21 protein-coding genes are annotated in these 18,235 nt (G+C 39.6%); 15 read left to right on the top strand and 6 right to left on the bottom strand.

The genetic code is table 11. From position 1 onward, the window contains the following. The first annotated feature begins 210 nt into the window (after positions 1-210). From ABNR88_RS05325 to ABNR88_RS05290, 8 genes are all read left to right on the top strand, one after another. On the top strand, positions 211-1,656 hold the full coding sequence (locus tag ABNR88_RS05325; protein ID WP_348670144.1) for an inverse autotransporter beta domain-containing protein: 1,446 nt from the start codon (positions 211-213) through the stop codon (positions 1,654-1,656). A 127-nt stretch (positions 1,657-1,783) separates the two neighbouring features. Next, the gene (gene thrS, locus ABNR88_RS05320) at positions 1,784-3,688 is read left to right on the top strand and encodes a threonine--tRNA ligase (protein ID WP_291926298.1); all 1,905 of its coding nucleotides are present in this window, start codon (positions 1,784-1,786) and stop codon (positions 3,686-3,688) included. Between the two features lie 2 nt (positions 3,689-3,690). Beyond that, positions 3,691-4,224 (top strand): translation initiation factor IF-3, encoded by a 534-nt coding sequence (infC, locus tag ABNR88_RS05315; protein ID WP_291926441.1) that lies wholly within the window; start codon positions 3,691-3,693, stop codon positions 4,222-4,224. A gap of 156 nt (positions 4,225-4,380) precedes the next feature. Then, positions 4,381-4,578, top strand: coding sequence for a 50S ribosomal protein L35 (gene rpmI, locus ABNR88_RS05310; RefSeq protein ID WP_291926302.1), 198 nt, complete (start codon positions 4,381-4,383; stop codon positions 4,576-4,578). 12 nt (positions 4,579-4,590) lie between these two features. After that, complete coding sequence (gene rplT, locus ABNR88_RS05305; protein ID WP_291926304.1) at positions 4,591-4,959, top strand: 50S ribosomal protein L20; 369 nt, start codon at positions 4,591-4,593, stop codon at positions 4,957-4,959. Positions 4,960-5,091: 132 nt separating this feature from the next. After that, complete coding sequence (gene pheS / locus ABNR88_RS05300) at positions 5,092-6,105, top strand: phenylalanine--tRNA ligase subunit alpha (RefSeq protein WP_291926309.1); 1,014 nt, start codon at positions 5,092-5,094, stop codon at positions 6,103-6,105. A 4-nt stretch (positions 6,106-6,109) separates the two neighbouring features. Beyond that, complete coding sequence (gene pheT, locus ABNR88_RS05295) at positions 6,110-8,500, top strand: phenylalanine--tRNA ligase subunit beta (RefSeq protein ID WP_291926312.1); 2,391 nt, start codon at positions 6,110-6,112, stop codon at positions 8,498-8,500. After that, on the top strand, positions 8,500-8,784 hold the full coding sequence (locus tag ABNR88_RS05290; protein WP_291926315.1) for an integration host factor subunit alpha: 285 nt from the start codon (positions 8,500-8,502) through the stop codon (positions 8,782-8,784). Before pheT ends, ABNR88_RS05290 begins: the two co-directional genes overlap by 1 nt. On the opposite strand, the gene ABNR88_RS05285 is transcribed toward ABNR88_RS05290, so the two are convergent. The 4 genes from ABNR88_RS05285 to ABNR88_RS05270 all read right to left on the bottom strand — a co-directional run bounded on the left by ABNR88_RS05285 (position 8,785) and on the right by ABNR88_RS05270 (position 11,418). Further along, positions 8,785-9,255 carry a hypothetical protein gene (locus ABNR88_RS05285; RefSeq protein WP_291926318.1) on the bottom strand — a complete coding sequence of 157 codons (471 nt, stop codon included), beginning with the start codon at positions 9,253-9,255 and terminating at the stop codon, positions 8,785-8,787. It abuts the gene before it with no gap. 67 nt (positions 9,256-9,322) lie between these two features. Then, entirely contained in the window at positions 9,323-10,399 is a 1,077-nt protein-coding gene (locus ABNR88_RS05280) for an AI-2E family transporter (RefSeq protein ID WP_291926321.1), read from the bottom strand. A gap of 1 nt (position 10,400) precedes the next feature. Then, positions 10,401-10,712 (bottom strand): NGG1p interacting factor NIF3, encoded by a 312-nt coding sequence (locus ABNR88_RS05275; protein ID WP_291926325.1) that lies wholly within the window; start codon positions 10,710-10,712, stop codon positions 10,401-10,403. Continuing rightward, complete coding sequence (locus ABNR88_RS05270; RefSeq protein WP_291926330.1) at positions 10,699-11,418, bottom strand: DNA alkylation repair protein; 720 nt, start codon at positions 11,416-11,418, stop codon at positions 10,699-10,701. The genes ABNR88_RS05275 and ABNR88_RS05270 overlap by 14 nt, the downstream gene beginning before the upstream one ends. Before the next feature lie 41 nt (positions 11,419-11,459). On the opposite strand from ABNR88_RS05270, the gene msrA reads away from it, so the two are divergent. From msrA to ABNR88_RS05235, 7 genes are all read left to right on the top strand, one after another. After that, positions 11,460-11,966 (top strand): peptide-methionine (S)-S-oxide reductase MsrA, encoded by a 507-nt coding sequence (gene msrA, locus ABNR88_RS05265; RefSeq protein WP_348670143.1) that lies wholly within the window; start codon positions 11,460-11,462, stop codon positions 11,964-11,966. Next, positions 11,959-12,699 (top strand): molybdopterin-synthase adenylyltransferase MoeB, encoded by a 741-nt coding sequence (moeB, locus tag ABNR88_RS05260; protein WP_291926335.1) that lies wholly within the window; start codon positions 11,959-11,961, stop codon positions 12,697-12,699. Before msrA ends, moeB begins: the two co-directional genes overlap by 8 nt. A gap of 179 nt (positions 12,700-12,878) precedes the next feature. Continuing rightward, positions 12,879-13,061, top strand: a complete 183-nt coding sequence (locus ABNR88_RS05255; protein ID WP_053951985.1) for a hypothetical protein — start codon at positions 12,879-12,881, stop codon at positions 13,059-13,061. 343 nt (positions 13,062-13,404) lie between these two features. Further along, positions 13,405-14,658: a serine hydroxymethyltransferase gene (gene glyA, locus ABNR88_RS05250; RefSeq protein WP_291926340.1), complete on the top strand. Its 1,254-nt coding sequence runs from the start codon at positions 13,405-13,407 to the stop codon at positions 14,656-14,658. A gap of 18 nt (positions 14,659-14,676) precedes the next feature. Then, entirely contained in the window at positions 14,677-15,129 is a 453-nt protein-coding gene (gene nrdR / locus ABNR88_RS05245) for a transcriptional regulator NrdR (protein ID WP_291926343.1), read from the top strand. After that, the gene (radA, locus tag ABNR88_RS05240; protein ID WP_291926346.1) at positions 15,129-16,490 is read left to right on the top strand and encodes a DNA repair protein RadA; all 1,362 of its coding nucleotides are present in this window, start codon (positions 15,129-15,131) and stop codon (positions 16,488-16,490) included. The genes nrdR and radA overlap by 1 nt, the downstream gene beginning before the upstream one ends. A 120-nt stretch (positions 16,491-16,610) precedes the next feature. Continuing rightward, positions 16,611-16,910 carry a hypothetical protein gene (locus ABNR88_RS05235; RefSeq protein ID WP_348670142.1) on the top strand — a complete coding sequence of 100 codons (300 nt, stop codon included), beginning with the start codon at positions 16,611-16,613 and terminating at the stop codon, positions 16,908-16,910. Between the two features lie 67 nt (positions 16,911-16,977). On the opposite strand, the gene cobO is transcribed toward ABNR88_RS05235, so the two are convergent. Both cobO and ABNR88_RS05225 read right to left on the bottom strand, forming a co-directional pair. Next, entirely contained in the window at positions 16,978-17,571 is a 594-nt protein-coding gene (cobO, locus tag ABNR88_RS05230; RefSeq protein WP_348670141.1) for a cob(I)yrinic acid a,c-diamide adenosyltransferase, read from the bottom strand. A gap of 9 nt (positions 17,572-17,580) precedes the next feature. Next, the gene (locus ABNR88_RS05225; RefSeq protein WP_348670140.1) at positions 17,581-18,162 is read right to left on the bottom strand and encodes a hypothetical protein; all 582 of its coding nucleotides are present in this window, start codon (positions 18,160-18,162) and stop codon (positions 17,581-17,583) included. Positions 18,163-18,235 lie beyond the last annotated feature (73 nt).

Genomic DNA, 18,235 nt, shown 5'->3' with positions numbered 1-18,235 from the left:
TTGTGAGTAGGCAAGGCCTGATCAGGTATCGGATTTTTAGATAAAAGAAAAATTTAGCAAATTTTAAAAAACATCAATTTCTTGACAAAAATCAAAAAAACAATTGATCAAAAAATATAATGTATACTTTAAATATTATTTTGAACCATTGATAATTGATTATGCCAATCTTTAAAGCCCCCCCCCTGCAAACTTTCAAACCTTAAACAAATCAGCCTAAGTGCTGTACTTACTTTCAGCGTTGGCGTTGCCCAAGCAGAAGACGCCTCTCAAGTAGTTAATGCGTTGGCCAACAAAGCCGTTAGCACCATTGAATCAGGTATTAATGAATTCGCTAATGACATAGCTAACAGCTTTGGCAATGGTAATACTGAAATCTCTATCTCTAATATTGAATCAGGTAATCCTGCTTATAGTATTAAAACCATTCAACCACTGACAAGTCCTAATAAAGACGCTAAAGAACTAATCTTTACACAAGGCTCGCTTACTTCTGGCGAGAACGAAGGTGATCGTCGTACAACGATCAACCTAGGCCTGGGTAAAAGAATCTTAGTAGAAGACGATAAAGCCATTGTTGGTGCTAACGTGTTTGTTGACTATGAGACTTCATCAAAGCACAAACGTGCTTCACTTGGCTTAGAATACAAGCGCTCTAACTTTAGCGCTGGCGCTAATAATTATTGGGCGCTATCTAGTCAGTTAGTGGTTCATAACAATGCCGAAGAAGTCTTGGATGGTTACGATATCAAGCTAGATGGACAAATGCCTTACGCCCCTTGGGCAACCATCAAAGGTACGCATTACTACTGGGATGCTAAAACTGGCGATAACATCAATGGTAATATTCTTGGTGTAGAGATTGAATTATCCCCATCAACCAGCTTTGAGATCGGCTCTGAAAACTCTAACACTATGAACAGAACGGCTTACGCCGAGCTAACCGTTAAATTGCCGTTTGACGGTAATGAAAAGCTTGACAACTTCCAGCTAGATGACACGCCATTTAGAGCTCAGGCTGATATGAGTGGTGAGTTGTTGGCAATGGTTGAAAGACATAATAAGATTCAAATTGAGAAACAGTTGAGTACAGATGTTAATGGTAATATGATTGCAGGCGGGACTATTTATTCTACGATAACAATAGGAACTCAAACATGGACTGCAAACAATGTTTCAATAGTTCCTACTGCAAATAATGTTCTAGGTACTGATTACTGGAGTGAGTACAATGATGGAAATACAGCCAATGATACAGATGCAGAAAATGCCCATGAAGATGGTTATTACTATACTTGGGATGCAGCGATGAATGTTTGTCCTAGTGGTTGGAAATTGCCATCTGATAGCGACTGGAAAGTCTTAGAAGGTCAATTAGGTATGAGTGTTGCTGATCAAGATGCAACGGGTTGGCGTGGTACTGATGAAGGAACAAAACTGAAAGTAGGAGGCTCTAGTGGCTTTGAGGCTAAGTTAGCGGGCTACCGCAATACCGGTGTTAGTTTCAACGGTCGTGGCGTCTACACGACCTTGTGGAGTAGTACTGAGTCAGGTAGTAGTGCCTACAGACGCAACCTGCACGCCAGTCTCGCCACGGTGTACCGCAATACCCACGTTAAGGCGAACGGGTTTAGCGTTCGTTGCCTAAAGGATTAGGTATATTTAAAGTATACTTGTTATTAATTTATCGGCATCTAAAGGCGCCATCTTTTGCAGTATAAAAGCTGTTTTGGTGATGGTAATATCAAGGTAAAATAGTGCCTTTTATTTTGATGCATTTATCATGCCAATTATCACTCTTCCTGATGGAACTGAAAAATCTTTTGACCAAGCGTTAACTGTCTTTGAAGTGGCCAAGTCGATTGGCTCTGGGCTGGCAAAAGCCACCCTTGCAGGCAAGGTAGATGGCGAGATGGTAGATGCCTCTTACTTGATTGAGTCAGATGCGAGCGTTTCAATTATCACTGCAAAAGATGAAGAAGGCTTGGAAGTGATTCGTCATTCTACGGCACACCTTTTGGCACAAGCCACACAAATGCTTTATCCTGAGGCGCAAGTAACCATTGGCCCTGTTATTGATAATGGTTTCTTTTATGATTTTGCTTATAAAGATGGTTTTTCAGAAGGCGATCTAGCCAAGATTGAAAAAAACATGAAAAAATTGGTAAAGCAGAGTCTTAAGATTGAACGCTCTGAGATGAGTCGTGATGAAGCGGTTGAATTCTTTAAAGCTAAGGGCGAGCATTACAAGGCTGAGATTATTGAATCTATTCCTGCAGATCAAACACTGTCGCTTTATAAGCAAGGTGATTTTATTGATTTGTGTCGCGGTCCGCACGTGCCATCAACCTCAAGACTTAAAGCTTTCAAACTGATGAAGCTTGCCGGTGCCTATTGGCGTGGTGATAGTAACAATGAAATGTTGCAACGTGTTTACGGTACAGCGTGGGCAACTAAAGAAGATTTAGAGGCGCATCTTCACCGCTTAGAAGAAGCAGAAAAACGCGACCATCGAAAAATTGGAAAAACTCAAGATCTGTTTCATATGCAAGAAGAAGCGCCTGGCATGGTGTTTTGGCATGAGAAAGGCTGGACGTTGTATCAGATTGTTGAGCAATATATGCGTGTTGTATTTAGAGATAACGACTATAAAGAAGTGCACACGCCACAGCTAATTGACAGAACACTTTGGGAAAAATCAGGTCATTGGGATAAGTTTGGTGATGCGATGTTTACTACCAATAGTGAAAATCGTGATTATGCGGTAAAGCCGATGAATTGCCCGGCACATATTCAGATTTATAACCAAGGCCTTAAGTCGTATAGAGATTTGCCACTGCGCTTAGCTGAGTTTGGATCTTGTCATCGTAACGAGCCATCAGGCACGCTTCACGGCATTATGCGTGTGCGTAATTTTGTACAGGATGATGGGCATATTTTTTGTCGTGCTGATCAGATTCAATCAGAAGTGTCAAACTTTATTGATTTAACTTTTGATGTTTACAAACATTTTGGTTTTGATAACGTTGATATTAAACTTTCAACTCGCCCTGAAAAGCGTGTGGGTTCGGATGAAGTTTGGGATCGAGCAGAAGCGGCACTTGCTGAAGCATTGGACGCTAAAGGTATTAAGTGGGATCTTCAAGAGGGAGAAGGTGCATTCTACGGCCCTAAAATTGAATTTGTACTTAAAGATTGCTTAGATCGTGAATGGCAGTGTGGCACTTTGCAGGTTGATTTCTCAATGCCAGAGCGCTTGGATGCGAATTATATTGCTCAAGATAATTCCAAACAAACACCCGTTATGTTGCACCGTGCAATTGTGGGTTCGCTAGAGCGATTTGTGGGAATTTTGATCGAACATTACGAAGGTGCATTTCCATCTTGGTTGGCACCAATTCAGGCAGTTGTTTTAAATATTTCCGAAAAACAGCTTGATTTTGTTAAAGAAGTTAACAAAAAGTTAAAAAAACAAGGGCTTAGGGTGATTTCAGACTTGCGTAATGAGAAGATAGGCTTTAAAATACGCGAGCATTCCATGCAACGTTATCCGTATATTTTAGTGGCGGGTAAACGTGAAATGGAAAATAACGAAATTTCAGTACGCAAACGTGGTGGTGAGGACTTAGGTTCTATGTCAATTGAAGCGTTTGTAGAACTGGTACAAAAAGAAACAATAGAGGGATAATTATTAAAAAACCAAGTAATAAGAACAAAACTCGAGTTAACGATTATATTAGAGTTTCAGAAGTTCGATTAATTGACGAAAAAGGCGGACAAGTTGGTATTGTTGATACTAACGAGGCAAAGCAAAAAGCTAAAGAAGCAAACTTAGATTTAGTTGAGGTTTCTCCAAATGCGGAGCCACCAGTTTGTAAGATCATGGATTTTGGTAAGTATCTTTATGAATTAAAGCAGCAAAAGAAAGAAGCTAAAAAGAAACAAAAGAAAACCCAAGTTAAAACCATTAAATATCGCCCAGGTACTGAAGAAGGTGACTACCAAATTAAATTTAGAAATTTGGTTAAATTTTTAGATAATGGTGATAAGGTTAAAGTAAGTATTTGGTTCCGTGGTCGTGAAATGCAACACAGAGAACTGGGCATGGAAATGCTCGACAGAATTGAGAAAGATACAGAAGAATTTGCCAATGTAGAACAAAAGGCAAAGATGGAGGGTCGCCAGCTAGGCATGATGCTGGCTCCCAAATCTAAGAAGAAGTAATGATGCGCTAAGTTATGCTGTTATTCAGCCTTGTTGTGCCTAGATGTACAACAAGTAATTGAATGACTTGTCTAGCTTAGTACCTTGTTACTCTTCAGTTTTATAATAAGTTATTCATATGAATAACAAATATGTCCAAAGGACAAGGAGTAAATTATGCCAAAGTTAAAAACCAATAGAGGTGCTGCAAAGCGCTTCAAGAAAACCGCAAAGGGCGGTTACAAGTGTAAACACTCTCACTTGCGTCATATCCTGACTAAAAAGAGTACTTCAAGAAAACGTGGTTTACGTGCGCCTGATACAGTAGAGAAGGTAGATGTACCAATGGTTCGTAGAATGTTACCGTATAGTTAAGGAGAATAAAAAATGGCAAGAGTATCAAGAGGTGTGCAAGCGCACGCAAGACATAAGAAAATTTTAAAGAAGGCTAAAGGCTATTACGGTGCACGTTCTAAAGTGTATCGTGTTGCTAAGCAAGCGGTAATTAAAGCGGGTCAATATGCATACCGTGACCGTCGTCAAAAGCGTCGTCAGTTTCGTCGTCTTTGGATTGTGCGTATTAACGCAGAAGCTCGTAATTGTGGTTTAAGCTATTCAAGATTAATTGATGGCTTAAATAAAGCAGGCATTGAGATTGATCGTAAAGTTTTATCAGATATTGCAATTTTTGATAAAGCTGCATTCGCCAAGATTGCGGATCAAGCAAAAGAGGCTATAGCTAAAGCAGCTAAATAGCCCAAATAAAAGCCATGATTTATCATGGCTTTTTTCATACCAAATTACAAGCAACATCTTTAAAAATTCATGATAGATTTTAGTAGTAAAATTTGTAACTCTTCATGGATTCTTAAAGGTGTTTTAAATTAAATGATTAAACCAATTCTTGAAAAAGCAAATTCAGCCATTGCTGATGCGCAAGACTTAAAAGCACTTGATGAAATTCGAGTTACATTTTTGGGTAAAAAAGGTGAACTAACAGCACTTCTAAAAGGCCTGGGTAAACTCTCAAAAGAAGAGCGACCTAAAATGGGTGAAGCCATTAACCAGGCTAAAGTAGAGGTACAGACGTGGCTTACAGATAGAAAAAATCATTTAGAAACAATCGAATTAGAAAAGCGTCTTTTGGAAGAGCAGGTAGATGTTTCTCTTCCAGGTCGCAATGCGCAAATGGGTGGCTTGCATCCGGTCACTATTACCTTAAAGCGCATTCAGTCACTCTTTGCTAAAAACGGCTTTGAAGTGGCAACTGGCCCTGAAATTGAAGACGATTTTCATAACTTCACCGCACTTAATATTCCTGAGCATCATCCGGCTCGTGCCATGCACGATACCTTTTATTTTGATGGTAGTACAGTACTTAGAACACACACTTCTCCGGTGCAAATTCGCACCCTTGAAAAGCAAAAGCCACCGGTTCGAATTATTGCACCTGGTCGTGTATATCGCTGTGATTCAGATATTACACACACGCCAATGTTTCATCAAGTAGAAGGTTTGATTGTTGATAGAAACGCAAATTTTGCGCAGCTTAAGGGGTTGTTAATTGACTTCTTGCGCGCTTATTTTGAAAAAGAAGATCTTCAGGTGCGTTTTCGTCCATCATATTTTCCATTTACTGAGCCTTCAGCTGAAGCAGATATTGAGTGTGTTATCTGTGGTGGCGAAGGTTGTCGTGTGTGCAAAAAAACAGGCTGGCTAGAAGTATTGGGTTGTGGTGTTGTGCATCCAAATGTTTTGAATTCAGTCAATGTAGATGCTGAAGAGTTCACCGGCCTAGCTTTTGGTATGGGCGTGGAGCGTTTAGCAATGTTGCGCTATGGTGTTAACGATTTACGTCTTTTCTTTGAAAACGATATTCGTTTTCTAAAACAATTTAACTAAGCATATGAATATTTCAACATCGTGGTTGCGTGAGTGGATTTCTCCTGTTGTTACTGACAAGGTACTAGCTGAACAATTAACAATGGCTGGTCTGGAGGTTGATGGTATTGATACTGTTGCACCAGCTTTTAGTAAGGTGGTTGTGGGTCATGTAGTGAGTTGTGAAAAACATCCAGATGCAGACAAGCTTAATTTATGCCAGGTTGATGTAGGCGAAGCTGAGAATGTGCAAATTATTTGTGGTGCTAAAAATGTGCGCACGGGCCTTAAAGTAATGGCCGCCCTAGTGGGAGCCAAACTACCGGGTGATTTTAAAATTAAAAAAGCCAAATTGCGTGGTGTTGAGTCGTTCGGCATGATTTGTTCTGATTCAGAATTAGGCTTGAGTGATTCATCAGATGGTATTGCTGAGCTTGATAATGAAGCGCCAATTGGTCAAAATATTAGAGAATATCTCGATCTTGATGATAATATTATTGAATTGGATATTACACCTAATCGTGGCGATTGTTTCTCAGTTTTGGGTGTGGCGCGCGAGGTTAGTGCAAACTACAATATGGCATTTGTGATGCCTGAGATAGAGGTTAAGACAAAGGGCGCCTCAAGTGTTTCTACTCGTGTTAGCAATACAAAGGCTTGCCCTAAATATTTAACCCGATCTATTAAGGGTATTGATAATACAGTTCAAACACCTAAATGGATGGCAGACAAACTAACTCGTTCGGGTCAAGCGATTCACTCACCTGTTGTTGATATTACTAACTACGTACTCATGGAGCTAGGCCAGCCAATGCATGCATTTGACTTGTCTAGAATTAATGGATCGATTGAGGTTAGAAACGCACATGCTGGTGAAACACTTGAACTATTAAATGATTCAACGGTTGAGTTAAAACCAGACACATTGGTAATTGCCGATGAGAGTTCTGTATTGGCTATTGCAGGTGTAATGGGTGGAGAAGCGAGTTCTACGCAAACAACCACTACAGATATTTTATTAGAAAGCGCATTTTTTGAGCCGGTGTCGCTTGCTGGAAAGGCTAGAAATTATGGTTTGCATACCGAGTCATCACTACGTTTTGAGCGTGGCGTTGACTTTAACATTACTGAGCTAGCACTTGATCGTGCGGCGCAATTGGTTGTTGAGATTTGCACCCCTCAAGGGGGTATTGAAAAGAATTGTGGTGAAGTGAGTGATATTACTTCTAGTATTGACGAATCAGCATTACCTGTATTGTCACCCATTACTATTACCAAAGCCAAAATCCAGCAGGTTTTGGGCTTTGAGTTAGAAAGCGGCTGGATTGAAGAAAAATTTATCAACCTTGATTTTGAAATAAGCGATAAAACCACTGATTCTTGGACAATTATTCCGCCAAGCTTTAGATTTGATATTCGTATTCCTGCAGACTTAATTGAAGAGTTGGCCAGACTATATGGCTATGACAAACTCCCAGTGCAAAAGCTATCATTAGATGCTAATATCAATGTCATCAAAGAAGCGCAAGTTGATAAGTATGATGTTATGCAAGCTTTAGTGAGTCGAGGTTATCAAGAGGTAATTACCTATAGTTTTATCTCTGAAAAGCACCAACAATTAATTGATCCATCAGCTAAAAAAATTAGCCTTTCAAATCCAATTTCTGCAGACATGTCAACCATGCGTTCTTCGCTTTGGGCTGGGTTGTTACAAACGGTTGAATCTAATCAAAGACGTGGCCATACGGATGCCAAATTCTTCGAAATTGGCCTATGTTTTGATGGTGTAAAGGCAGATGAGCAGTCTAACAAATTAGCCGGCATTGTATCTGGAAATCGTTTTAATGCACAGTGGTCAGGTGAGACTCAAGCGCTTGATTTCTTTGATGCTAAAGCCGATCTTGAGTCAATTCTAAGCTTCACTTTGGCAACATTTGATTTTGAAGCGGCTGAGCATCCAGCCTTGCAAAAAGGCCAGAGCGCTAAAATTAGCCTAGATGGTAAACATGTAGGCTGGATTGGTGCTTTATCGCCAGTAGTACAAAAAGAATTGTCATTGCCTAAATGTTATTTGTATGAGCTAGATTTAGCAGTAGCCTTGTCTGGAAAAATTGCTAAATATCAGCCTTTCTCTTCATACCAACAAGCACAGCGAGATATTGCTTTAGTGGTAGATCAAACAACTTCGGTTGCTCATTTAACAAATGCAATTAATAAGCTAGCTCAAGAGCATTTTGTTGGTGTTAGCTTGTTTGATGTTTATGAAGGCGAGCATGTTGAGCCTGGCAAGAAGAGTGTTGCACTTAATTTAGTCTATCAGTCATTAGAAGGAACGCTAGCGGATGATGAGGTAAATGCAAAAGTAGATGAAGTATTGGCTGTAATGAAAGATCAATTTTCAGCCACACTTCGATAATGTCGCTTAGTAAAAAAGACATTGCTGATGAGCTGGTGCGTGAAGTAGGTATGTCGCACGCACAAGCTTTGCAATTAACCAATGATTTTTTTAATCAGATTCAAGCCACACTTGCCTCAGGCGAAGAAGTTAAGTTATCTAGTTTTGGTAATTTTATGACTAGAGAAAAAGCAGCTCGCCCTGGTAGAAATCCTAAAACAGGTGAATCGGTAGAAATATCAGCTCGTAAAGTGGTGAGCTTTAAAGCAGGACCCAAGCTCAAAAAACTTACCCAAGCGGGTTAGTTAATCACTAATAGCGTTCATAAAACCCTTTAAAACCGGCATAACCTTGTCAACAATCTGCTGATTTTTTTCAGAATTATTAACATGTCCTTCAATAATCTTTTGCGTATCTAGCAAGGTTGTTTGGTAGTCTTCATCAAGTTCAAAATTGATAAAATAAAAGCCTTTGGCTTTGTCTCTCACCGATCTAACGGATAAAAAATCAGTTTCCCAAGCAAGCTCAGCTGTATATACCGCATTAGATTCTGTCGTGTCTTTTTGCAACAGAATGAGAGTATTGCCAAAATGAAAAATAAAGTGATTAGCACCGCAACTTGAAGCTGGGCTAGTGGTTAGCTCACCACTTTCTAGTGCATCAGCAATTTGCTTTAGTTGAGTATTATTGAGCTGAATATATTTAGCATCTAAATAGGCATCAATATTGGTATCTGGATGGTTATTTTTAATATATTCAACTAACTTATTTAGCATGTGGACTCTGTTTGTAAATTAAAGAGCCGTATTATACCTAATTACGATTTTATCGCTAGACTGCTGTTTAGCGCTGATCTAATGAGTCGGCGTATTTAATGGCATAGACATCAAAGATGCTAATGGCCATTGCAGCAATAATAGGCCCAATAAACAAACCTAAAATACCAAATTGAATGATACCGGCCAGTGTTGATAATACCGTGATTAGTGTGTGATCAAGAGCGCTAGATTGATGAGCGGTTTTAGTGAATTTTTGAATGATTAATGGTCTGATGAAGTTATCAATAATAGTGCCAATGAATAGCGCGCCAAATAAAACAATGATTAATGCGTCTGTTGTTTGTCCTTGAGTATAAAGATAAATGCTCAGTGGTAGCCAGATAATCAAACCACCCAAGACTGGAATAAAGCTAGCAAGCGCCATGGCGATACCAAAATATAAGACTGGTAAGCCCACTATCATTACAGCAATAGAGAAAACCACACCTTGTAAAATGGCGATACTAAAGACACTGCCTACAAGTGTAATAGAAAGACTTGAAAATTGTTTCAGTAAAATATCATCCAAGTAATTTTCCAAAGGGGAAAGATTTTTAAGACGTTTAATAATGCTCTTGCCATCAATATAAAAATAGTAAAGTGCAAAAACACTAACAATCAAAAAGAATACAAAATCTGAGGATAGTGACAAAATACTACCCAAAACAGCGATAGAAAAATCTTTAACATTAAGCAAAATTCCCTCTAAATTGTTATTGATTGTTGTGCTAAGTGTTAGCTTAATTGACTCAGAAAAAGGTAAGCCTGATAGGGTTTGCTCAAGTATTTGGCGACTTTTCTCAAGGCTAAATCCGGTGTTAATGGTTTGAATGAGTGTAGATACTTCAAGGCCACTAATTAGCAAAATATAGCTCAGTGGCAAGATTAAGATTGTAGTTACTAAAAAAGTCATTAACAGTGCACTGCTAGCAGCCGACCAGCGTTGCTTAAGTTTGCTGTATTGAGATGAGGTTGCAATAGCAATTAAAAGTGCTAAGAATAAAGCTGGCAAGAAGGGGGTGAATAGCCAAATAAGCCCGCCAATGGCTAAGAGTAATAAGCTCAGCATAAATCCATGTTCATAAGGTGCTGGTCGATTCATTTTATTGATTCTCCATCTTAAACACGCTATAAGCCACTTGCTCGTATGGGTGGGCAAATTTCATTGCTTTAATGGCCAGATCAAGATTATCATCAACGCACATCATTTCAACTTTGTACTCTTCTATTGCTTCTAGCTCATCCAGTAGACCAATGGTGGGATTGGCGCCTTTGACCGGTTTGAACTGCCCTATGCCTGTGGTTTGCCAGGCGCAACTTTCATAATTACTAAACTGCCCAGCACCAGCGTCAAACATAGCATTTTTCACAATCTCTAGGTCGGCTTCCGGCACATAAAAACTAATTTGGTACATGTTCAAAAATTCCTTTTAAATACGCTTTTCGCTCTATTTCAGCCATGCGTTCAATGGCATATCTTAAAGTAGTTCTGGGTAGTTGTGCATAATTTTCTCGCAAGAAGGCTTTGCAGGTGTTTTGGTCTTTTTTATAAACCTCTCTAAGCATCCAGCCCACCGCTTTATGGATTAGATCGTGAGAGTCTGTTAATAATATTTTACTAATATCAAGTGTAGGGCTAAAAACACCTTGTTTAATAAAGGCAAAAGTTGCCACAATGGCAATGCGCCTTTCCCATAGATTTGTTGATGCTGCAAATTTAAACAGTAAGGGTAGTTTTGCAGGGTTCTGATAGAGGAAGTCACCCACCACTTGTGGTGTACTATAATCAACCAAATCCCAGTTATTAGCGGCGCTAATACGACTAAGATAATAATCAAAAACCGGTGTTTTATCGCCTGCTTGATATTTGTAAACCAAGATGATTAAACCACAGTAACGCACCTCGTGAATGGGGCTGGATAGTAGTATGTCAATTTCTGAGTAAGTAATAGATCGAAAATAGTGCTTGGCAATTTGTCGAATTTTAGGTACGCGAACACCGATAAAAAGATCAAACTCACTATATTGGCCTACGCCAGTTTTAAAATAATACTCATTTTGTTTTTTGCGCTCAGCAGTAGCGAAAGATTTGAGTTGTGCGGTAACTTCTTGGGCGCTCATCGGCTATACTATTATTTTTAAAATGAATCGTTTAATCATACATGCAAACAGCTTATTTCGCCGGTGGATGTTTTTGGTGCGTTGAAGCAGTCTTTCAACGCATTGATGGCGTGCTTGGTGTGGAGTCTGGCTATTGCAATGGGCTTACTCAAAACCCTAGCTACTCAGATATTTGCACCGGATCAACAGGGCATGCTGAAGTGGTGAAGATGAGTTTTGATGAAACCAAGGTGAGTTTTAAGCAGTTATTAAAAGTATTTTTTGCCACGCACGATGCCACAACGCTAAATCAACAAGGGAATGACAAAGGTACGCAATACCGCTCCGCTGTGTTTTATGTAAATGCTAAGCAGAAAGATTTGGTAAGGCAGCATATTCAAATATTGGGTGCTGATATTGTGACCGAGGTAAGTGCTTTGGATGTTTTTTATCCAGCAGAAAAGTATCATCAAAACTATTTTAATAACAATTCTGAGCAATCATATTGCCAACTGTTAATTGCACCCAAACTAGATAAATATTTCACCCAAGGAGGTGCTAATGAATGATCAAGATTTATTAAGATATTCTCGCCAAATCATGTTGCACCAAATTGACGTTGAGGGACAGCAGAAAATATTGGATTCCACCATGTTGTTAATCGGCATGGGTGGCTTAGGATCGCCCAGCGCGCTATATTTGGCAGCAGCAGGTGTCGGACATCTGGTAATTGCTGATTTTGATAAGGTTGAAATCTCTAATCTTCAGCGTCAAGTGATCCATCACACACCTGATATTGGCAAGTATAAAGTGGACTCTGCTAAGGATAAAATGTTGGCCATTAATCCAGATATTAAAATAACCACGATTAAAAATCTTGATGAAGACAATCTTAATGCTTGGGTATCTATGGCAAACGTAGTATTAGATGGTACGGATAATTTTGAGACGCGATTTAAGATTAATGCTGCGTGTGTGCAGGAAAAAGTAGCACTGGTTTCAGCTGCCGTTATTCGTTTTGAGGGGCAGCTATCGGTCTTTAAAGGTTACGAGCCAGATCAGCCTTGCTATCAATGCTTGTATAGTAAAGAAGGCGAGAATAATGAAAATTGTACAGAAAATGGCATTCTTGCACCTGTTGCAGGTGTAATGGGAACGTTGCAAGCACTTCAAGCGCTCAAGGTGGTGTTGAATCTTGGCGATCAACTGATTGGTCAACTGATGATTATGGACGCTTTAAATCTTGATTTTAGAACAGTAAAAATTAGTAAAGATAAGCACTGTCCAATTTGCCAGACTTAATCAAATAAGTACACACAGGAGAAAATAAATCTAGATAAATTAGGATAATTTTTTGATAAAAAATGGATTATTGATAGACATCGCTGTATAATTGCTCAAATTATAAATTTTATTGTTTAAAGTGTTTTTTAGTTGTAGACCTTTACAGCGGATACTTTAAGATTTTCTAGGAGTAAATTATGAGCGGACAAATGCAAAGACCTGCAGTTCCTACAGGTGTAGTGGGTAAAGAAGGTTTCAGAGTTACAACAACTCAAAAAACTGTAGATGGTAAAGTACCTGCAGGTTTTCACGTTGGTTACACAACTGAATGGGATTCAGTGCAAACAGAAGTTCCATACCAAACGCCTAAGAAGCCATAATTTTTAAATAAATTATTGTTATAAAAGCCGCAAACTGAGCAATTAGTTTGCGGCTTTTTTAATGTTTAGCCGTTTTTAGGTAATTATTAAAATTTGCTATATTTTTGATCACTCCATCCCAAGGTGTTTGTTTTTATGGCGCTACAAGGTTTAAAAGCTAAAAAACAGCCTTTTTAATTAATTTTTTGAGCAAATTTAAGCCTTTTAGGCGCAGTATTTGATTGATTTTAATAATTTCCTAAATTTTTAAAATTAGGCGCTGACTTTTGTCAATAGATTACTGTTTGTGAGTTAAAATTATCATCTTAAATCTAAGTAAAAATATTAAAAAAAGGAGAGAATTATGTTTAATAGATCCCAAACTTTAGCTAAAGCAGATCGTGAAATTTCTGATGCGATTGTTGCAGAAGTGGCACGTCAAGAAGCACATATTGAGCTGATTGCCAGTGAAAACTACACTTCACCTGCGGTGATGGAAGCTCAAGGCTCTCAATTAACTAATAAGTACGCTGAAGGCTATCCTGGAAAACGTTATTATGGTGGTTGTGAGCATGTTGATGTGGTTGAGCAATTAGCCATTGATCGTGCTAAAGAGTTGTTTGGTGCAGATTATGCAAACGTGCAGCCACATTCTGGAAGCCAAGCTAACGCCGCAGTATTTCAGGCGTTATTGGTGCCGGGTGATACTATTTTAGGTATGAGCCTTGCACACGGTGGCCATCTTACTCATGGCGCTGCACCTTCTTTTTCTGGCAAAAACTTCAATGCCATTCAGTATGGCTTAGATGAAAGCACTGGCGAGATTGATTACACTCAAGTAGAAGCGTTGGCCAAAGAGCATCAGCCAAAAATGATTATTGCTGGTTTTTCAGCTTACTCGCGCGTGGTTGATTGGCAACGATTTAGAGATATTGCAGACTCAATTGATGCCTACTTAATGGTAGATATGGCGCACGTTGCCGGCTTAATTGCAACGGGTGAGTACCCATCCCCAGTAGGCATTGCTGACGTTACTACCACTACAACACATAAAACCTTGCGCGGCCCTCGTGGTGGCTTAATCTTGGCCAAAGCTAATGAGGCTATTGAAAAGAAACTTAATTCGGCGATTTTCCCAGGTATTCAAGGTGGCCCATTGATGCATATTATTGCAGCCAAAGCGGTGTGCTTTAAAGAGGCAATGAGTGATGAGTACATTGCTTATCAAAAGCAAGTTAAAGTTAATGCGCAAGCGATGGCTAATACCTTTATTGAGCGTGGTTTTGACGTTGTATCTGGTGGTACAGATGATCATTTATTCTTAGTGAGTTTTATTGATCAAGGCTTAACTGGTAAAGCAGTTGACGCTGCCTTGGGCAGTGCGCACATCACCGTTAACATGAATGCAGTACCTAACGATCCGCAATCGCCATTTGTAACCAGTGGTATTCGTGTGGGTACGCCTGCTGTGACCACGCGTGGGTTTGGTGAAGCTGAGTGTCGTGACCTTGCTTCTTGGATGTGCGATATTTGTGATGAGCTTGATAATCAATCAGTGATTGATGAGGTTAAAGTAAAGGTTGCTGAGGTTTGCGCCAAGCATCCAGTTTACAAGTAGTATTATTTAAGGGGGAGAATGCGCTGTCCATTTTGTCAGTCTGACGACACCAAAGTATTAGATACGCGCCTGATTGACGATGGCTCGCAAGTGCGTAGACGTCGTGAATGTACCTCTTGTGGTGAACGCTACTCAACCCGTGAAACGGTTGACCTTAATTTGCCACGGCTGATTAAAAGCGATGAATCTCGAGAGCTGTTCAGCGAGGAAAAACTTCGTTCTGGCTTATTGAAAGCTCTAGAAAAACGCCCGGTAAAAACCTCACAAATTGAAACTTCCATTGCGCGTATTTCTCGCAAACTTATGACACAAGCAGAGCGTGAAGTGCCTTCAGCCAAAATTGGTGAATGGGTGATGGAAGAGTTAAAAGCACTAGATGAAGTGGCCTATATTCGCTTTGCATCGGTTTATCGTCAATTTCAAGATATCGAAGCCTTTAAGAATGAGATTGAAAAGCTCATGAAAAAGTAGTGGCAAAAACTAAGGTTGAATTTGCTTGTCGTGAGTGTGGCTCATCGCAACCACAATGGGCGGGCCAGTGTCTGGATTGTAAGGCTTGGAATACTTTAGAAGAAGTTGTTTTATCTCAAGCAACCTCCTCAAAACCGGAAAGCCTTAAAGACCTTCCACCTTCCAAAGTTCAAAATTTATCCGAAGTCAAGTCTGAACATAGAGCACGATTAAGTACAGGCTTAAGCGAGCTTGATCGAACTCTAGGCGGCGGACTGGTAGATGGCTCTGTAGTATTAATCGGTGGTGATCCTGGCATTGGCAAATCAACATTGATTTTGCAAGCCATGGCAGCGATTAATAAGAGTGACACTACTTTGTATGTGAGTGGCGAAGAGTCGGCACAACAAATCAGTGATCGTGCAATACGCCTTGGTATTCATGAAGATATTTTGCTCTTAAGCGAAACCCATCTTGAAAAAATCATTAAGCTGGCTAAAGAAGTAAAGCCCAAAGTTATTGTGATTGATTCAATCCAAACCATGGTGACGGATGGTTCTACTTCTGCACCAGGTTCAGTCACGCAAGTGCGGGATTGTGCAGCTCAGCTGACTCAGTTTGCTAAACAAACTAATACCATTCTTCTTATGATCGGCCATGTTACCAAGGGTGGCGCATTAGCCGGCCCTAGAATCTTAGAACACATGGTAGACGCTGTGCTTTATTTTGAAGGTGACGCAGGCGGACGCTATCGTATTATTCGTGCGGTGAAAAATCGTTTTGGCGCTGTGAACGAGATTAGTGTATTTGCTATGGGTGAAAATGGTTTGCAACAAGTTGAAAACCCGTCAGCTATTTTCTTGTCTAATCAAGCTAAACCATCTCCAGGTTCAATGGTGATGGTGACTCGTGAGGCAACACGTCCGCTGATGATTGAAGTACAAGCTCTGGTTGATCAGGCGGGCGGAAACCCTAAGCGTGTGAGTGTTGGTTTGGAGCAAAACCGCCTAGCCTTGCAATTAGCAGTGTTACATAAACATGGTGGTGTGGCCACACATGATCAAGATGTTTTTGTTAATGTGGTTGGTGGTATTAAGGTTAATGAAACCGCTTCTGATCTGGTGGTGATGTTGGCAATTATGTCTAGCCTTAGAGATCGAGTTATTCCAAATGACTGGATTGCATTTGGTGAAGTGGGCTTAACGGGTGAAGTGCGCCCAGTTTACAATGCGATTGAGCGCTTGCAAGAGGCGCAAAAACACGGCTTTAAGGTGGCAATCATACCAAAGGGCAATGTACCAAAAAAAGCGCCTAAAGGGCTAAAGATCGTTCCAGTGGAGTATTTGTATCAAGCTTTACAATATATGAGTGAAAATACTTAATATTTGATTGGCGCTTTATTCCACTGACTACACATAAGAGTGTTATAATTTTTTAAATTCAATTTTGAAATTAAACAAGGGTAAGCAATGAATAAATTTATTTTAGGAATTTTATTAGTAGTGGTTTCAGTATCTTCTTCTGCAAATTTTGAGTCAGCATGGGAGCAGAGTGTTGGCTGGACTATCGAGAGCACTAAAACAATTGATAGTTTTGAACACGAAGACGGTAGAGTAGAGTCTGCTTTTCAAGGTTGTGAAGTTGGCAGAGAGATTAATTTCCGTGATGATACTTATATTACTTGTACTACTCAAGGGTATCAGTATGCCTATGCTCCAACTGCAATATTGCTTAGTAAGAATGCTGCTTATGGAAAGGTTTGGAGAATGATTGTTAATGGCAAGATGTACGGCATAAAATAAATTTCAGTTAACCGTTATCTGAAACAATAAAAGCCTAAGAGTTTATATTCTTAGGTTTTTTTTCGCACTAAAGATCAATTCCTTTTTGGGCTTTAATGTTCGCTCTAAAAGCATGTTTGATATCTTTGACTTCACTTACGGTATCGGCAACATCAATTAAACCTTCTGAAGCGGCTCGCCCGGTAATCACCACGTGTTGATTTTTTGGTCGATTATTTAGTGCGTCAAGGATTATCTGCTCATCTAAGTACTTATAACTAATCATATAGGTTAGTTCATCCAAGACTACCAAATCAATCGACTCATCTGTTAAGTATTGTGCAGCCTCGCTCCAAGTTTCAAGCGCCATGACGGTGTCATATTCTTTATCCTGGGTATCCCAAGTAAAGCCGGTTTTCATAAAAACAGTTTGAACATTGGGCTGTTTAGCTAAGAATGTATCTTCGCCAGTATCTTGCTCACCTTTTAAAAACTTAGCAATACCAACTTTCATATCATAACCCAATGCTCGACAAATCATTCCTAAAGCCGAAGAGGATTTGCCTTTGCCGTTGCCAGTGAGTAGTACGATAATGCCTTTGTCAATATTTGCTTCTTCTATACGAGAATCAATATGATCTTTCTTGCGCTGCATGCGCTGTTTATATTGATCGGAAGACATGAAGTTGTTTTAGTTTTTCTGAGTAGAGAAAAATGAAGCAAATGAATAGCGATGATTGAGCGTAAAGATAATAGAAATTGCCACCATCCAATAAAGTACTGGTGGAATTTCAACCAGCGACCATTGTTGTGCGTAAGCTGGGAAATTGGCCCAGCCTGTTTTGGCGTAAGTGGCCGTGAAGAAGTAATAGCTTGCTGTTGCAATCAACCATTGAGCACTTACTGCTGCAATAACAACCAATGCATTTTTTACAATGCTAGTATCAATTTTCAAGCTACTGATATATTTACCGACCCAAAAAATTCCGTAGTAAGTAAAGGGTAATACGCTGTAAGCAGGGGTAATACAATTGGCGCTAATACCTTCATGCACAATAGCGTAGTTATCAATCGCCACAGCGCTGATAATAATTACAAAAGCTACCCAAAATTTGCGTAGGTAGATGCCAGCGATGAATAATGCAGGAATGGTGAAATCAGGCAAATGAACCAATGATGACAACCAATTAGCATGACCGCGTGTAGCGATCATTAAAATAATCATGATAAACACTGCAAAGATTGCTTTGGTTTTGTTGATTTGATTTGTCATTTGAAATCCTATTTATTCAAAGTTAATGGTTTTATTATAGTCAATGTTATTGCCAATCGGTAAAGACAAAGCC

The organism is uncultured Candidatus Thioglobus sp. (assembly GCF_963981275.1).
Taxonomy (GTDB): Bacteria; Pseudomonadota; Gammaproteobacteria; order PS1; family Pseudothioglobaceae; genus Thioglobus_A.
This window is presented reverse-complemented; position numbering and strand designations above follow the sequence as displayed.

Bases quoted from the DNA above. Each gene is read 5' to 3' on its own strand.
- thrS (WP_291926298.1), top strand. From the start codon at position 1,784: ATGCCAATTATCACTCTTCCTGATGGAACTGAAAAATCTTTTGACCAA.
- rpmI (WP_291926302.1), top strand. From the start codon at position 4,381: ATGCCAAAGTTAAAAACCAATAGAGGTGCTGCAAAGCGCTTCAAGAAA.
- rplT (WP_291926304.1), top strand. From the start codon at position 4,591: ATGGCAAGAGTATCAAGAGGTGTGCAAGCGCACGCAAGACATAAGAAA.
- pheS (WP_291926309.1), top strand. From the start codon at position 5,092: ATGATTAAACCAATTCTTGAAAAAGCAAATTCAGCCATTGCTGATGCG.
- pheT (WP_291926312.1), top strand. From the start codon at position 6,110: ATGAATATTTCAACATCGTGGTTGCGTGAGTGGATTTCTCCTGTTGTT.
- ABNR88_RS05290 (WP_291926315.1), top strand. From the start codon at position 8,500: ATGTCGCTTAGTAAAAAAGACATTGCTGATGAGCTGGTGCGTGAAGTA.
- ABNR88_RS05285 (WP_291926318.1), bottom strand. From the start codon at position 9,255: ATGCTAAATAAGTTAGTTGAATATATTAAAAATAACCATCCAGATACC.
- ABNR88_RS05280 (WP_291926321.1), bottom strand. From the start codon at position 10,399: ATGAATCGACCAGCACCTTATGAACATGGATTTATGCTGAGCTTATTA.
- ABNR88_RS05275 (WP_291926325.1), bottom strand. From the start codon at position 10,712: ATGTACCAAATTAGTTTTTATGTGCCGGAAGCCGACCTAGAGATTGTG.
- ABNR88_RS05270 (WP_291926330.1), bottom strand. From the start codon at position 11,418: ATGAGCGCCCAAGAAGTTACCGCACAACTCAAATCTTTCGCTACTGCT.
- msrA (WP_348670143.1), top strand. From the start codon at position 11,460: ATGCAAACAGCTTATTTCGCCGGTGGATGTTTTTGGTGCGTTGAAGCA.
- moeB (WP_291926335.1), top strand. From the start codon at position 11,959: ATGAATGATCAAGATTTATTAAGATATTCTCGCCAAATCATGTTGCAC.
- ABNR88_RS05255 (WP_053951985.1), top strand. From the start codon at position 12,879: ATGAGCGGACAAATGCAAAGACCTGCAGTTCCTACAGGTGTAGTGGGT.
- glyA (WP_291926340.1), top strand. From the start codon at position 13,405: ATGTTTAATAGATCCCAAACTTTAGCTAAAGCAGATCGTGAAATTTCT.
- nrdR (WP_291926343.1), top strand. From the start codon at position 14,677: ATGCGCTGTCCATTTTGTCAGTCTGACGACACCAAAGTATTAGATACG.
- cobO (WP_348670141.1), bottom strand. From the start codon at position 17,571: ATGTCTTCCGATCAATATAAACAGCGCATGCAGCGCAAGAAAGATCAT.
- ABNR88_RS05225 (WP_348670140.1), bottom strand. From the start codon at position 18,162: ATGACAAATCAAATCAACAAAACCAAAGCAATCTTTGCAGTGTTTATC.